The following is a 14,393-nucleotide window of genomic DNA, read 5'->3' as shown; positions in this document are numbered from 1 at the left end:
TGCCTGGATTTTATTTTTGCTTTTCCGGAACCTTTTTTAAATTATTTTTTTTGCGAATCTTCATATTCAAAAACTCTACCAATAAAGAGAAGGCAATGGCAAAATATAAATATCCTTTCGGAATAGCTCCAATCTCCTGATTAAATATTCTTGCATGGCTCAAATGTGCAGCTTCAGCAATTAGCATAAATCCTATTAGAATTAAAAAGGAAAGAGCGAGTATCTGCATGGATGGGTGATTATTAATAAAAACCCGGATAGGATTAGCAAAAACCATCATGATTATGATAGAAATAACTACAGCAATAACCATTAGGACCAAAGCATCCATAGGCTTATCACCAATGCCATTAGTCATGCCTACAGCTGTTAATATTGAATCTATGGAAAATATAAAATCAATTATAACAATTTGCACAATTGCTTTAGAGAGCGTGGTAATATTCCTGGATTTTAGTGCGTCTTCGTCATGTTCTGGCATCTCCACCTTTTCATGAATTTCTGAAGTGCTTTTATATAATAGGAAAAGACCTCCAAAAAAAAGGATCAGGGCCTGGCCACTAATTCCTATAGAGATCCAGGAGGCATCTATATAATAAAAGGGAATCTTTAAACCAATAAGAAAAGAAACTGCAAACAACAATATGATGCGCTGTAGCATAGCCAAAATTAATCCCAGATTTGTAGCTTTGCGCTGATCCTTTGCAGGCAACTTGTTTGCGGCAATCGATATAAATACAATATTATCTATACCTAATACTATCTCTAAGAAGGTTAAGGTTAACAGAGCTACCCAGGCATCCGGGCTAGTTAAAATTTCAAACATTATTACTTAATTTTTATAGCAGTTCCCACAGATTTATTTGTTTCCCCTACAATACCGTACTCAAAAGTATAAGAGCTATCTGTTGTGGTTCTTATTTTTATATGAATTGATTTCTCTTCAGCCCTATTCCTGGGTTTTATTTTCTTCACTATATACTCGCAATCATTTATCCACCTTAAGGATGACGTGTCACTTTTTCCTTCATAAAAATCGATCTCAATATTTTCATATCGAACAAATGTGGTAGTCTTTTCTTCATTATTTATGGTTGAAGAAAATGTAAAAGTTCCATATTTAAAAGCTTTGCAGTCTCTTTCAGGTTGGTAACACGAGTTTGCTATAAGAAAAACACAAACTATGAGGAAGGACCATTTCATAGTTGCAAAATAACAAAATAGTACGGATATCTAGGCGGAGTATTATACGAATTTATGAAGTGATGCTGCTATTGCCCCTTATTTTTATTAAATGCCTCAAAACTACCATCTTCATAAAAAATGATTATTTTTTTAATTGATTTCGAATTGGACGGGTTTTCCGTGGAGGATACTGTTTCGGGAGAGTAGGGTAGCGTTGTTTCTTTTTGAACTGCAGGAAAGGCACCTTTTCCGTTGAGCAGCCAATAAAGGTTAACTTCTGGAAATGACTTTACAACTTTTAGTACGAATTCAAGGCTGGGTTTATTTCTGCCTGTAAGCAAATGGGAAATGGTAGATCTTTGGACTGCTATCTTATCTGCAAAAGCAGATGCTGAAAGCCCATAATAATTTAATATTTTTTCTAAACGCCGTACAAATTCTTCTGTGTTTACCATTGTACAATAATCTAATTAAATATTTTTTTTCTTTGGATATAAGTATTTAATTTGAATCAATAAATATTATATAAATAATAGAATTAAAGGTATTTAAATAGCTGAAATACAATTTATTAAGTTTATTTTAATAAACTAACCTTTATTTGTTTACAACGGTACTCAAAACGCTGCGAAAAATCACCTATTCTGTTTACAAATGTAACTAATTTAATCACATTTGTAATTGATTTGTCCTTTACATTTGTAATATTAATTAACTCTATTGTGAATTTTTCTTCTTTAAATTATCAGGATATAAAAGAGCTTTCCGTGCATGGAAGATATATCAGACGTTCACAACTGCAATCTGTAATAAATAGAAATTCAATTCAGAGTAAAGTTTCTCAGTTAGGGATTTCTGTAAGAAACAGTCCCATTCATAAAGTAACATTAGGTAGCGGTAAAATTAAAATTTTAATGTGGTCCCAGATGCATGGTAATGAGACCACCACCACAAAAGCTGTACTGGATTTGATTAATTATTTAAATAAGACCAATGAACTCGTTACTCAAATTTTATCATCAGTCACATTAACAATTGTTCCTGTCTTAAATCCTGATGGTGCTGTGGACTATACCAGGGAAAATGCAAATAAAGTAGATTTAAACCGAGACGCAATGGAATTAAGTCAACCAGAAAGCAGAATTCTGCGAGTTCTTTATAATGAAATAAAGCCTGATTATTGTTTTAATCTCCATGATCAGCGAACGATTTTTAATGTGGGTAGTCTTGAGAAACCAGCTACTTTGTCGTTTTTGGCCCCTGCGCATGATATTCAACGTAACGTCTCAGCCAGCCGGGGTCAAAGCATGAAAATTATTGCGGCCATACACAAAGCTTTGTCTTCCGTTATACCGGATCAGATTGGAAGATATGACGATGCCTTTAATCCCAATTGTGTTGGAGATACATTTCAACTACTGGGAACACCCACTATATTATTTGAAGCAGGTCATTTTCCAGATGATTACCAAAGAGAACAAACAAGGGAGTTCGTATTTTACTCCTTACTCACTGCAATATCGGTAATAGCTCAACGTAAAATTGAAGGATACAGTTTGGATACTTATTTTGACATTCCTGAAAATAATAAACGTTATTTTGATGTCTTAATATTAAATGCAAATCTTATTAATAAGAAATATGACCACAATATTGGCATTCTTTATAAAGAGATATTGAATGAAGAAATTATAATTTTTAACCCTTTTATAGAAGCTATTGGTGAATTAAAGGATAGCTTTGGCCATAAATATCTTGATTGTAAAGATCAAAATGATCTCAATTTCTTAAAATCTGATAGTAAATTGCGTAAACTCCTTTTTTAAATTATCATGTGAAAAAGCTATAATATTTTGCACATAATTCAAAAAAACCTAGTATTTATTACATTTAAATTCTTAAATTTACCCCCAAGTAAAAATTATTCTTAAAATGGGGAAAATAAAACTAGACGAAATAGATCATCAAATTCTGGACATGTTAATTGACAACACCAGAACACCATTTACTGATATAGCTAAAAAATTACTAATATCTGCGGGAACTGTTCATGTTAGGGTTAAAAAGATGGAGGAATCCGGAATTATACGCGGATCTTCACTTACACTGGATTATGTAAAACTGGGTTATGCATTCATAGCTTATGTGGGCATTTTTCTGGAAAAAACACATCAAACCAAATTTGTTTTAGAACGTTTGAATCAAATACCCAATGTTACCGTTGCACATATTACTACTGGTAAATTCAACATCTTTTGTAAAATAAGGGCAAAGGATACTAACCATGCTAAAAATATCATATTTAAGATAGATGATATTGATGGTATTAGCAGGACGGAGACTATGATTTCCCTGGAAGAGAGTATTAATGACAAAAAACGTTTGATGCACACCATTTTTAATGAATTATAAAATGGGACATTTTATAAATTAAGATTGCTGATCTGTCAGAATATCCGCAATTTCAATGGGCATTAGTTAACTTCAGATTAATCATTATCCTTAAACAAAATACTTTTAGAAATACTACTAACATTGTTATTTTCCTTAAATGAAGAGTTCTGAACTCAAAAAAGAAGATTATCACCCCTTTTACCAACCGTATATTGCTACTTTGGGTGACGTGGAATTAGTGGAGATGTTAAGAAGGCAATTGGAGAATTTTCCATTATTTATTTCGAGTATTCCGAAAGATAAATTTCATTATACCTATAGTGAGGGAAAATGGACAGTGGCCCAGGTTTTGGTCCATGTCTTGGATACGGAACGCGTATTTCAATATAGGGCGCTTCGATTTGCCAGAAACGACAAAACACCTTTACCGGGATTCGATCAGGATAAGTTTGTTATGGAATCTGATGCAGAAAATTGGAATCAGCAAGAAGTGATAGAAAATTATAGAACCATACGAAAGTCTACAATTGCTCTTTTTGAAAAATTTTCTGAGAAGACATTAAAAAGAGCTGGAATTGCCAGTGATTCACCTATGAGTGTTGCGGCTTTGGGTTTCATTTGTTGCGGCCACCAGAAACACCATAGAAATGTATTACGTGAGCGCTACCTTAAAGACTAATCAAAATCTTTTTCATCCTCATTTTCCTCTTCAATATTAAGTTCTAAAGAAGGCCCTTCAATAGATTCATCTTTTATTGCTTCAAGCCCTTCGTCTATGTTTTCATCGAAATTAGCAATGAAATGAGAAAGACTTTTACTTATTTTAATAAGGTATAGGGTATCCGCAGTTTGTAGTTCTACGGCTTCAATGAATTCACCGTTAACATTTCTAAAAGAAATTATATCTTCATCTCCATATCCGTCGGGATAGGTTTCAATCAGAAGAGCGGTCACTTGGGGGTTTAATTTTTTGTAATCAATGAGTATACGTTTCATAAGCAGGTATTTGAATACAACTATAGCAGTTGTCTTAATCCTGTACCTAAACTATACTTTTTTTTCCTTTGGGAATTCAAAGAGTTGTAAAACAGCAATTTTAGTATATGTAGCTGCTATTCTTTGTAGTATGCAAATGCCTGGCTTAAAATATCATCAGGAACTCTATTGTCAATCTGGGCATCACCAATCCTTTTTAGAAGTACGAAGAAAACACTTCCATGGGAATTCTTCTTATCGTATTTCAGTAGATCTATTATAGAACGAATGTCGTCATCGTTAAATTCAACTTTTTTAAAATGTCTGAGTATTGTCATCTTAATATCTTCCAATTGATTTATACCTAGGCCGGTTTGTTGATGTGATAGGAATGCTTCCAATATCATACCAATGGCAATTGCCTCACCGTGAAGCAGGGACTCACGTTCCACATTCTCTAAAAAATAGGATTCTATAGCGTGACCCAGGGTATGACCAAAATTTAATATTTTTCTAAGACTTTTCTCCCTCGGATCCTGGCGAACTATTTCATTTTTTATGACTATAGATTCGTAAATATGATCTTCCAATTGGTCAACAGAATTGACTTGTTTAAGAACTCTCCAAAAGGGTTCACTAACAATCAGGCCATGTTTTAGCATTTCCGCAAAGCCGCTATTCAATTGCCTCTTATCTAATGTGTTTAGGAATTTAGGGATAATAAGCACCATTTTAGGCTGGTTTATTACGCCTATCTGATTTTTTAACATTCCCATATCAACTCCGGTCTTACCTCCAACTGACGCATCTACCATAGCTAGGAGGCTTGTGGGAATATTGATAAAATCTATACCTCTTCTAAATGTTGAAGCCACAAAACCACCCAAATCTGTAATAACACCCCCTCCGAGATTTATTAACAAACTCTGTCTATCTGCGCCTTTTTGTGAAAGCGCTTCCCAAACTTTTATACAACTAGTAATACTTTTGTTAATTTCACCAGATTCTATCTCTATAATCTCGAAGTCATAACTCCCTCCAACACTTGCTAAAAATTTAGGCAGACAATGCTCCCGGGTATTTTCATCAACAAGTATAAAAAGACTGGAATAGTTTGATTTTTTTAAATGATATTCGAAAGCCTCATATCCCAAATAGTTAAAATGGATTTGGGCAGAAAAAGAAGTAATTGATTCCATGGGTTATAGTTTATAGTACCTTTCTTGATAATCCTAAAGAAATGCCTTTTTAAAAGCAAAGCACAAAATAAAGGCAATTTTTTAGTAAATGGATACAAATTCTGTTATTATCTTTGAAATGATAACTAATTCGTAATAATGAACAGAATTTTTGAAGATACCTCAACCGCATTTTCTCTTAAATCCGATTCTGAATTGGAGCGAGCCTATTTTCTTTTTAAGATGATAGCTAATGAACCACTTGTTAAAATTGGTACAGCAATGACCAATTTTGCTCTAAAAGCAAGATTACCAGTTGACGGCCTTATTCGGGCAACTGTATTCGATCATTTTTGCGGAGGTGTAAGTGAGGCCGATTGTATGACCGTAGTGGATAAAATGTGGAGCAAAGGTGTTTGTTCTGTTCTTGATTATTCTGTTGAAGGTAAAGATACAGAAGATCCTCTTGATGCCGCTCTTGAGAAAACCTTAATGATACTAGATTTTGTAAAGGAACTGGATGCTATTCCTTTTGCAGTTTTTAAGCCTAGTGGTTATGGCAGAGTGTCACTTTTTCATAAAATTGGAGAGGGTAAATCTTTGTCAAAAAAAGAACAAGAAGAATGGGATAGGGTAGTGGGCCGTTTTGAGACCACATGTAAAAAAGCATATGACCTTGATGTTCCACTTTTAATAGATGCCGAAGAAAGCTGGATGCAAGATGCGGCAGATGAATTGGTGGAGGAAATGATGCGTAAATACAATAAGGAAAAAGCTATTGTTTTTAATACACTACAACTTTACCGATGGGATCGTATGGATTACCTTAAAGAGCTTCATGCAAAAGCCCTGAAGGAAGATTTTAAAATAGGAATCAAGACTGTTCGCGGGGCCTATATGGAAAAGGAAAATGAAAGAGCTTTGGAATATAATTATACCTCCCCTATATGTGCTACTAAATCCGAAAGTGATTCTAATTATGATGCAACAGTAGCCTATATAGTTGAACATCTGGACAGGATCTCACTTTTTTCGGGCACCCATAATGAATTGAGTTCTTACAAATTAATTGAATTGATGGATCAAAAAGGTATTTCACACAATGATACCCGAATCTGGTTTGGCCAACTTTACGGAATGAGTGACCATATTTCTTTTAATCTGGCTGAGAAGGGTTTTAATGTGGCAAAGTATTTGCCTTTTGGACCTGTACGTGATGTAATGCCTTATTTAATAAGACGTGCCGAAGAAAATACTTCAGTAGCAGGACAAACAAATAGGGAATTGGAGCTGATAAAAAAAGAACGTCTTCGAAGAAAAATTTAGAGGACTATTTTATTCTATGTAGTTTATTGATTTTTGGAGCTGCTAAATTAAGATGCTTTTGCCGAGCACCCGTGTATAGCTAGGGGTATTACCTTAAAGAGTTATTGTTTTACACTTATTAATACTGCCTCGCAACTGGATAAGTCAGAATTTAGTACAATATTTTCTGAATTTGAACCATCTTTTATTTCTAAGGAGACTGTATTTGGAGGAAAATTACCCAGATTATGGGCATAGAGAAATAGATCATTGGATTTGTTTAAATTCAATTTTACCTCAAAACTCTTTTTCTTATATGTTAAAATATGACTAGCTACAATTTGCTCACCATTTAGATAGATAGATACAATGTCACCATCTGCTCTGCCATGGTCATAAAGACTTATAGTTATTATTTCGTTCTCTACGATCATTTCTTTTTGATATGAAATTTTTCTTCCTTCAAAAACAGTTCGGTTTGGAGTCTTAACTACCTCCTTAACTGCTATTTCTTTCGTTTCTTCCTCTACTATAGCAATTGTCTCTATAGGTTTTTGCGCCGGGGCTTCGAGTTTCTCAACTATTTTCGCGGGCTCCGGAACTGGCTCTACAGAAACTTCTTGAACTTCAACAGGAGCCTCTATAACTTCAGCGGGGGCTTCTACTATTTCGGCAGGGGCATCAACTATTATTTCTTCAGGTATTTTATCTTCTTTTTTTATCGTAAAATAGGGAGTGGCATACTTCGCTATATGGTATTTATTAACAGGGAAGAGTTCAATACCCATAATTTTATACTTATTTCCGGAGGGAAGTCCTTTTCTAAGCTTTACATCTTTTACAAAGTGATTGTTTTTAAAAACTCCTAGTTCTTGCACTACCACATCGTCTCTGGTTAAAAAGAACTTAATAGTTTTGCTTTCATCCATATTAGATGTAGACCATTTTATTTCTACAGGGCTAGGGGCAATCCAAACAGTTCCAGTTGTAGGATAGGTAATTTCTATGGATGAACGCCATTGTATTCTTTCGTTTATTCTTTGTTTATTTAACTTATAAACGGAATTTTTGAAATTATTATATGGTACATATGCAGTTAATCCAATATTTGCCTCTTGTAATAACTGGTAAAATTCTTCCAGTTCTGCAAGAACATTTATTAAAGGGATTTGACTTGGATATGTCTTTTTTATAAAATTTATTTTTGAAATTACTTTTTTAGCGTTTTTTTTATTTGATACCTGATTATAATTCTCTGAACTGGCATTATTTAAATTTTTAGCGAAACTAAGCTTCTCATATCCAAATCTATTTTCTAAAAACTTAATAGCATCTTCGTTGCTAAGAGAATTAGATTCTTTAAATTTCTTTACTATGTTATAGGCTAAAAGGTATTCTTTCAGGCTTTGATCCAGACTTGCTTTGGCTACTTCTGTACTTAGTACCTCGGGTGAATCGACAGCCTGATTCAAAATTTTAAGAAAAAGATCTTTACTTAACAGTTCTTGTGAATTGGAAAATCCACCTTGGAAATAATCAAATACCAGGGTAGGCGATTCCAGCAAAATATAATTCTTGTTTGCTGCATTGGACAAGTTCCCGGATCCATAAGTTTCAAGTATTCGCCGTTTTGCATCTTCGCTCCAGGAGTCGGTGTTCTCACTTATAATTTTCTTACTCAATTCAATTGGGTCATCAATCCGGGACACTATTAAGGGAGCCCGATCATGCGCATGGTTTGGCTGACTAAAGAAAAACCATAAAAAAAGAATCAATATATTTTTCATCAAAATATGTTGTCACAGTGATATTTCACTCACCTTAAGCCCCATTAACAATATCGAATTTTCAATTTTAGAATACTATAAAAAACGCACTATCCGGTGTTCGGGCAAGAAACGACCAATTAATTGCGACTTATCTTACATAATAACTCCAAAACACCCTAATTTATTATACTTCTGACCTTATATACGAGATTAACTCCTATTTAGTTTTAAGTGATTACTGTCCTTTATAGGTCTAAATGTATTATACATAAGAATAAGACTACAAAGTATGATATCTATTAAAATTTGGTCATACTTCATTAGTTGAGAAGACAATCAGATTAACTCATATGCTAAACCCCTGTATACAAATTGAAATTTGTTTAAATAAGAGGGTTCAAGTTTAATAGTCGGAGTAATCCGTCGGGTACAGAAAGTGAATATCTGCATGAGAAACAGTATTCTCATATTTTGGATAAGTAAGCAATTCTTTCCATTCAGGGGAATCAAAAAAAGCTTCCCAAAGTTTATCCCTTGTTTCTTGATCTTTAAAAGTGGTCATATACATAAGATTAGGCATTTGGGATCCCGATATTACTTCTGCGTAAAAAACGGCATTAAAACCTAACCGATCAAATAGCTTAATTTCACCACCCTCGTTAAACATAGCTACTTTTCTTTTGTAATATGCTTCCGTAGGAGATTCATAACTACGTAATTCATATATACGATTGGCCTTTGGAACTTCAAATTGCGGGGCAAACATCTTAGGCATATTTTCGAATGCTTGCATAATTATGGATTGTATGCGGTTATATGGAGGATTTTCATGTGAAGCGTTGATAAATTTACTTCCGGTAACCAAATACATACTGTCTTTTCCCAGCGTCTTGTCCAGACCAAGAAATTGTTCCATAGATTCAAATGGAATTAATAGCATAATACGTTTAGTTGTATCAATCTTGTTTGGTATGGGCTTAAAAACACCAATATTTTTTATATTCTGTCTGTGAAGTGCAGGTATCAAAGAATTCCTGAAATAGTCATCAGTTTTAGATTCTTGTTCCTTAGAATCAAAATAATAGGTTTTAAGTTGATAGAATTCTCTGCTCTGTTTTACCTCAATTTGTTCATTAGTTGTTTCTTTCTTTGTTTCGCAACCACCTAAAATTAGTAAACAAACTATTATAGCGTATTTGAATGATTTCATTTTTTAGAATTGAGTCGGTTATGGTTTAAGTTAGTAAGAACATAGATGATTAATGGTTATTTGCTCAAAAAATTACCTTTTTTCAAATGTTAAATCATTCGAAATATGATCAATTATAACTTTAATAAAAATAATATATATAATTATTAGTCCATTGTTTGTAAATCATCTATCAAAATTGTACTGTCGCAATTCTTTACAGTCAAGGCCATAAATTTTTCCTTTACCATTCCTTCAATTAAATAGGTCTTACAAGTTGTATTTTTAGTGATACTCTTTTTAAAATTAACATCACCTTCATTCAGAAAGTAGGCAATAGTTAGAGAGTCCAGGACACGTTCAGCAACCATCTGATCTACCTGCTTGGAATAAATAAGGGGTTTGGACCTCAATTCTTTTAACACCCTGCAATTAGGCAGATAACAAAAACTGACACCGGTTTCATCGGATTTTTTTTTCAGAAAAAAGAAAAGGAAAACAAGTCCGATGGATAATCCTATAAGATAAAATCCCAATCGTTTCAGAAATGCCATGAACTAAAAAATAAGGAAGTTGATATCACTGTATTTTAGATCGAACCATTCACCAACGGATTTATTAGTAAGTATGCCGTGATACATATATAAACCATTTCGCAGGCCTCTGTCAAATCGCAGTGAATTTTCCAGGCCTCCATCTTCTCCAATCTTTAAGAGATAAGGGGTAAAAATATTACTGATTGATACTGATGACGTCCTGGGATATCTGGCAGGAATATTTGGTACACCGTAATGAATGACACCAAATTTTTCTCGAGTGGGTTTATCGTGGGTAGTAAGTTCACTGGTTTCGAAACACCCCCCCATATCTATGCTTACGTCAATGATCACGGATCCTTTTTTCATATGTTCTACCATCGTACTAGAAACTACAATTGGCGATCTGTCACTGCCACGTACGGCCCCTATTGCAACATCGCAGCGCTTTAAACTCTTCAAAAGGTTCTTTGGTTGCAGAGTAGAGGTATATATAGTCTGTTTAAGATTGGTTTGAATGTTCCGTAATTTAGTAAGGGAATTATCAAAGACTTTTACATTGGCTCCAAGCCCTAAAGCAGACCTGGCTGCAAACTCCCCAACGGTTCCTGCTCCTACAATTACCACTTCTATAGGGGGTACCCCACTAATATTACCAAACATAAGCCCGTTACCCTGGTTGGTAGCGGCCATGATTTCCGAAGCAATAAGTACCGAAGCAATACCTGCAATTTCACTTAAGGAACGTACAGCGGGATACTTACCATCCTCATCCCGAATATATTCAAAGGCTATTGCTGTAATCCTTTTTTTTGCCAGTTCCTCAAAATATTCCTTAGATCTTGTTTTTATTTGCAAAGCCGAAATAATAGTCGCCTGTGGATTCATTAATTGAATTTCCGACAGGGTAGGGGGCTCTACTTTTAATAAAAGCGGACAGGAAAAAACCTTTTTTGTGTCTCGTGTTATTTTGGCACCTGCTTCAGTATATTCCTTATCCGTGTAGCTTGCACTTTCACCTGCTCCTGCCTCCATTAATACCCGGTGACCATTTGAGGTTAGGGCATTTACGGCATCCGGAGTGAGGCAAATACGTTTTTCCTGATATTGGTTTTCATTTGGGATCCCAATGAAGAGTTCTCCTTTTTGCTTTAAAACTTCCAGTGTTTCTTCCTGAGGAAGTAGCTGTTGTTTACTAAATGGTGAGGAAGGTTGATTCATAAAAAGTAATTTCTAACCAATAATTTAGGTCAATCTCAAAATTACAATTTTTTTTTGATCAAGTAGGTTAGTAAAACGGAGGGTAAAAAAATCCTGCTCAAAAGGCAGGATTTACGCTAATTATTTTTCTCTTTTATAAAAACATATTAAACAGAGTCTTTAAAGAGTGTTGAAACCGATTATATAATTGCTGAAGCGACTTATTTGGTGTTTTTTGTGATAAGTCTTCTTCCAATTCATCTTCTATTTTTGTCTTAACATTTATTCTTTCATTTTCCCGTCGTTCTTTGTCTTTATAGTATTGCAGCTCTACATCCATTGCGTCCAGGTCAATACCGTGCACATATTTATCGTAAAGTTTTACTCTAATAAAGTAAACGAAGGGAATAACGACCATACAAACAGGTAATATCCAAAAAATGTTTTCTATATCTACGGTTTGATCATCATAGTAGTAAAAGACTTCCAAAATTTGGAAGGCATACATGCAAATAGGTACCAAAAGTATATGATACCACCAGTGCTTGTTGGTAAAGAACCAGATTAATAACAAATAAAAAGGAACTATTTTACCTAATAAGAACCACGCATAAGTACGCACATTGGCAAATCCGTTACTATCAATAGTTATCCCTAGGAAATTGAAAGTAGCCTCAGGGTCTTTGGGCAAATAATCATGAAATTTAAAAATAAAAGGGGCTGCAATAATTAAAAAAATAGCTATAGATTCTATATACAATCTAGTTTTGGCTTTTTTACTCTTGTCTGGAATTTGACTCATTAAAACAATATTTCGAGGGTATATATTGCTCTAACGTAAAAAAGGGCAATTTATGATTGCCCTTTTCTTTAAAAAGTAATTTTATATTCAATAATATTTATTATTTAATAATAATATCTTTTTTATCCACTGCATCTTCATACAATTGATCATCTGCAGTACTGTTCGGGGTGCAAGCTGCTGCCATCAGAATAAGGCAGGTACAAATTCCAAAAAAAAGTCTCTTAGTGTTCATCGTAATACGTTTTTCGTTAAAGATTTGATCTGTTCTCAATAACAAATGTAGGAAAAAAAGCACTAACAAATTGTTATTTATCCGAAAAATACAACCTTTTATCGTAAAAAGCGTTCATTTTACCGATTTTTTTACCGTTCGTCGAGTTCAAGGCAATAAAAAAGGTCCTTTTACGATAGCTAATTCATCTCTTCTTGAACGAAATCACATCAACTAGCTTGTTACAGAGTAATTAGTTTTTATTTTTGACTTTGCAATTGATTATAATAATTCATGATTTAAAATCTAAAACAGAAAAGGGTGTATTCATAAAAGTTCTTATTTTCTTGTCTAAAATTTTAAAAAATGAAGGAAAGAAAAATATATATTTTTTTATTCCATTGATCAATGGTCGGTGTTTTAAAACACTTTATCGATGATGACCTAATGGGAAATTTTGGAAAATTAGTATTTAAAGGCACATATCCTCAATTTACTTAAGTCTGCGATCTCATTATTCAGGCTGGTTTATTTGAATTTGGCGAGTAACAGGATCAAGTATTTCCAGAGAAATTCTTGTGCAATTTTCGGGGAGTTGCGCTCCAATCTTTTCGGGCCATTCAATAAAAATCCAGGTATCCTGACTAAAATAATCTTCCAGACCTAAGTCCAGTGCTTCTTCTTCACTATCCAGTCGGTAAAAATCGAAATGATATCCTAACAAATCTCCGTTGCTGTTTTGATATTCATTAACTATTCCAAATGTCGGGCTATTGGCCTGATCTCCCCCATCTAAATTTCGGACCAGCGCTTTGATTAGTGTGGTTTTCCCGGCACCCATCTCACCGTAAAAACAAAGGATTTTAGAGCAGGCCTGATCCAGTATTTTAACCGAAACCTGGTCTAATTCCTGAATTGTGTAGATTATTTTCTGCATATATAGGATAAAATCAGTATATTTAAGAATCAATTTTTTAGTTTAAACATAACTATGTTATGCCTTTTTTACTTTTCTAAAGGTAAAAATAGAATTTGTATGTCAAATAATTAATATACCATAAGATTGAAATCTAATTGGCAAAGTAAATACAAGTTGGATGTACTAGTAGCATTTTTGATAGCTGCTTTGCCATTTTTAGGTTATATTCATTTACTTTTTAGCTATGATTCAAGGGCATTTTCATTTTTTGGACTTGAATATTCGCATGTCTTCCCTAGTAATAAACTTTTTGTTTGGTATCTTTTTAAGGATATCATTCCATTTACTCTACTTTTGATATGGTTTACCTCAATTTCGACAAAGTGGAGATACCTGATCGTTCCCTTATTAATATTATACTTTAATGACATATTGGAAAATTTATTTCTGCCGTATGGAAAGTACACCTTTTACCCATTTTATTATGAGAATTATCCTTTAACATTTAATATTTTTATAATAACCTCTATAATTGGAATAATCATTTTTTGGGATTTTTATTATTTTAAATCTTACCGCAAAAGAATGTTAGAGATTTCTATTAAATCTTTAATGAGAAGGAACATTCGAAAATCCCACAACTTTTACCGAGAAAATTTAAATTCTTTGAATGAGAAAAGAGATAAAATAAGCTGGTCTAGCTACCTTCAAAAAATCTATAATGCGA

16 protein-coding genes are annotated in these 14,393 nt (G+C 33.6%); 4 read left to right on the top strand and 12 right to left on the bottom strand.

What is annotated here, in order from left to right; genetic code table 11:
* Window positions 1-10 precede the first annotated feature (10 nt).
* The 3 genes from Q0874_RS10425 to Q0874_RS10415 form a co-directional block, all read right to left on the bottom strand.
* Complete coding sequence (locus Q0874_RS10425; protein WP_299162756.1) at window positions 11-826, bottom strand: TerC family protein; 816 nt, start codon at window positions 824-826, stop codon at window positions 11-13.
* Between the two features lie 2 nt (window positions 827-828).
* The gene (locus Q0874_RS10420; RefSeq protein WP_299162754.1) at window positions 829-1,203 is read right to left on the bottom strand and encodes a DNA topoisomerase IV; all 375 of its coding nucleotides are present in this window, start codon (window positions 1,201-1,203) and stop codon (window positions 829-831) included.
* 68 nt (window positions 1,204-1,271) lie between these two features.
* Window positions 1,272-1,640 carry a helix-turn-helix transcriptional regulator gene (locus Q0874_RS10415; RefSeq protein WP_299162751.1) on the bottom strand — a complete coding sequence of 123 codons (369 nt, stop codon included), beginning with the start codon at window positions 1,638-1,640 and terminating at the stop codon, window positions 1,272-1,274.
* A gap of 267 nt (window positions 1,641-1,907) precedes the next feature.
* Between Q0874_RS10415 and Q0874_RS10410 the strand changes: the two genes are divergently transcribed.
* The 3 genes from Q0874_RS10410 to Q0874_RS10400 all read left to right on the top strand — a co-directional run bounded on the left by Q0874_RS10410 (window position 1,908) and on the right by Q0874_RS10400 (window position 4,258).
* On the top strand, window positions 1,908-3,011 hold the full coding sequence (locus tag Q0874_RS10410; RefSeq protein WP_299162749.1) for a M14 metallopeptidase family protein: 1,104 nt from the start codon (window positions 1,908-1,910) through the stop codon (window positions 3,009-3,011).
* 106 nt (window positions 3,012-3,117) lie between these two features.
* A complete protein-coding gene (locus Q0874_RS10405; protein WP_299162747.1) occupies window positions 3,118-3,597 on the top strand; it encodes a winged helix-turn-helix transcriptional regulator in 480 nt (159 codons plus the stop codon).
* A 139-nt stretch (window positions 3,598-3,736) separates the two neighbouring features.
* Window positions 3,737-4,258, top strand: a complete 522-nt coding sequence (locus Q0874_RS10400; RefSeq protein WP_299162744.1) for a DinB family protein — start codon at window positions 3,737-3,739, stop codon at window positions 4,256-4,258.
* On the opposite strand, the gene Q0874_RS10395 is transcribed toward Q0874_RS10400, so the two are convergent.
* Together Q0874_RS10395 and aroB are read right to left on the bottom strand one after the other, a co-directional pair.
* Entirely contained in the window at window positions 4,255-4,575 is a 321-nt protein-coding gene (locus Q0874_RS10395) for a hypothetical protein (RefSeq protein ID WP_299162741.1), read from the bottom strand. The genes Q0874_RS10400 and Q0874_RS10395 overlap by 4 nt on opposite strands.
* Before the next feature lie 116 nt (window positions 4,576-4,691).
* Window positions 4,692-5,753, bottom strand: a complete 1,062-nt coding sequence (gene aroB, locus Q0874_RS10390) for a 3-dehydroquinate synthase (protein WP_299162738.1) — start codon at window positions 5,751-5,753, stop codon at window positions 4,692-4,694.
* A gap of 138 nt (window positions 5,754-5,891) precedes the next feature.
* On the opposite strand from aroB, the gene Q0874_RS10385 reads away from it, so the two are divergent.
* Window positions 5,892-7,058 carry a proline dehydrogenase family protein gene (locus tag Q0874_RS10385; RefSeq protein ID WP_299162735.1) on the top strand — a complete coding sequence of 389 codons (1,167 nt, stop codon included), beginning with the start codon at window positions 5,892-5,894 and terminating at the stop codon, window positions 7,056-7,058.
* A 101-nt stretch (window positions 7,059-7,159) separates the two neighbouring features.
* Here the strand turns inward: Q0874_RS10385 and Q0874_RS10380 are convergent, their stop codons facing one another.
* From Q0874_RS10380 to tsaE, 7 genes are all read right to left on the bottom strand, one after another.
* On the bottom strand, window positions 7,160-8,824 hold the full coding sequence (locus tag Q0874_RS10380; RefSeq protein ID WP_299162732.1) for a hypothetical protein: 1,665 nt from the start codon (window positions 8,822-8,824) through the stop codon (window positions 7,160-7,162).
* Window positions 8,825-9,209: 385 nt separating this feature from the next.
* Window positions 9,210-10,016, bottom strand: coding sequence for an NIPSNAP family protein (locus Q0874_RS10375; protein ID WP_299162729.1), 807 nt, complete (start codon window positions 10,014-10,016; stop codon window positions 9,210-9,212).
* A 146-nt stretch (window positions 10,017-10,162) separates the two neighbouring features.
* Window positions 10,163-10,549, bottom strand: coding sequence for a DUF4258 domain-containing protein (locus tag Q0874_RS10370; RefSeq protein WP_299162727.1), 387 nt, complete (start codon window positions 10,547-10,549; stop codon window positions 10,163-10,165).
* A gap of 3 nt (window positions 10,550-10,552) precedes the next feature.
* Window positions 10,553-11,752, bottom strand: coding sequence for an alanine dehydrogenase (locus tag Q0874_RS10365; RefSeq protein ID WP_299162724.1), 1,200 nt, complete (start codon window positions 11,750-11,752; stop codon window positions 10,553-10,555).
* 133 nt (window positions 11,753-11,885) lie between these two features.
* Entirely contained in the window at window positions 11,886-12,533 is a 648-nt protein-coding gene (locus tag Q0874_RS10360) for a hypothetical protein (RefSeq protein ID WP_299162721.1), read from the bottom strand.
* A gap of 100 nt (window positions 12,534-12,633) precedes the next feature.
* The gene (locus Q0874_RS10355) at window positions 12,634-12,768 is read right to left on the bottom strand and encodes a hypothetical protein (protein ID WP_299162718.1); all 135 of its coding nucleotides are present in this window, start codon (window positions 12,766-12,768) and stop codon (window positions 12,634-12,636) included.
* A gap of 493 nt (window positions 12,769-13,261) precedes the next feature.
* Window positions 13,262-13,684, bottom strand: a complete 423-nt coding sequence (gene tsaE / locus Q0874_RS10350; protein WP_299162715.1) for a tRNA (adenosine(37)-N6)-threonylcarbamoyltransferase complex ATPase subunit type 1 TsaE — start codon at window positions 13,682-13,684, stop codon at window positions 13,262-13,264.
* Window positions 13,685-14,393 lie beyond the last annotated feature (709 nt).

This window comes from uncultured Eudoraea sp., assembly GCF_947490415.1.
Classification (GTDB): domain Bacteria; phylum Bacteroidota; class Bacteroidia; order Flavobacteriales; family Flavobacteriaceae; genus Eudoraea.
The sequence above is the reverse complement of the archived record's forward strand: the minus strand, read 5'-3'. Positions and strand labels throughout refer to the sequence as shown.

Bases quoted from the DNA above. Each gene is read 5' to 3' on its own strand.
- Q0874_RS10425 (WP_299162756.1), bottom strand. From the start codon at position 826: ATGTTTGAAATTTTAACTAGCCCGGATGCCTGGGTAGCTCTGTTAACC.
- Q0874_RS10420 (WP_299162754.1), bottom strand. From the start codon at position 1,203: ATGAAATGGTCCTTCCTCATAGTTTGTGTTTTTCTTATAGCAAACTCG.
- Q0874_RS10415 (WP_299162751.1), bottom strand. From the start codon at position 1,640: ATGGTAAACACAGAAGAATTTGTACGGCGTTTAGAAAAAATATTAAAT.
- Q0874_RS10405 (WP_299162747.1), top strand. From the start codon at position 3,118: ATGGGGAAAATAAAACTAGACGAAATAGATCATCAAATTCTGGACATG.
- Q0874_RS10400 (WP_299162744.1), top strand. From the start codon at position 3,737: ATGAAGAGTTCTGAACTCAAAAAAGAAGATTATCACCCCTTTTACCAA.
- Q0874_RS10395 (WP_299162741.1), bottom strand. From the start codon at position 4,575: ATGAAACGTATACTCATTGATTACAAAAAATTAAACCCCCAAGTGACC.
- aroB (WP_299162738.1), bottom strand. From the start codon at position 5,753: ATGGAATCAATTACTTCTTTTTCTGCCCAAATCCATTTTAACTATTTG.
- Q0874_RS10385 (WP_299162735.1), top strand. From the start codon at position 5,892: ATGAACAGAATTTTTGAAGATACCTCAACCGCATTTTCTCTTAAATCC.
- Q0874_RS10380 (WP_299162732.1), bottom strand. From the start codon at position 8,824: ATGAAAAATATATTGATTCTTTTTTTATGGTTTTTCTTTAGTCAGCCA.
- Q0874_RS10375 (WP_299162729.1), bottom strand. From the start codon at position 10,016: ATGAAATCATTCAAATACGCTATAATAGTTTGTTTACTAATTTTAGGT.
- Q0874_RS10370 (WP_299162727.1), bottom strand. From the start codon at position 10,549: ATGGCATTTCTGAAACGATTGGGATTTTATCTTATAGGATTATCCATC.
- Q0874_RS10365 (WP_299162724.1), bottom strand. From the start codon at position 11,752: ATGAATCAACCTTCCTCACCATTTAGTAAACAACAGCTACTTCCTCAG.
- Q0874_RS10360 (WP_299162721.1), bottom strand. From the start codon at position 12,533: ATGAGTCAAATTCCAGACAAGAGTAAAAAAGCCAAAACTAGATTGTAT.
- Q0874_RS10355 (WP_299162718.1), bottom strand. From the start codon at position 12,768: ATGAACACTAAGAGACTTTTTTTTGGAATTTGTACCTGCCTTATTCTG.
- tsaE (WP_299162715.1), bottom strand. From the start codon at position 13,684: ATGCAGAAAATAATCTACACAATTCAGGAATTAGACCAGGTTTCGGTT.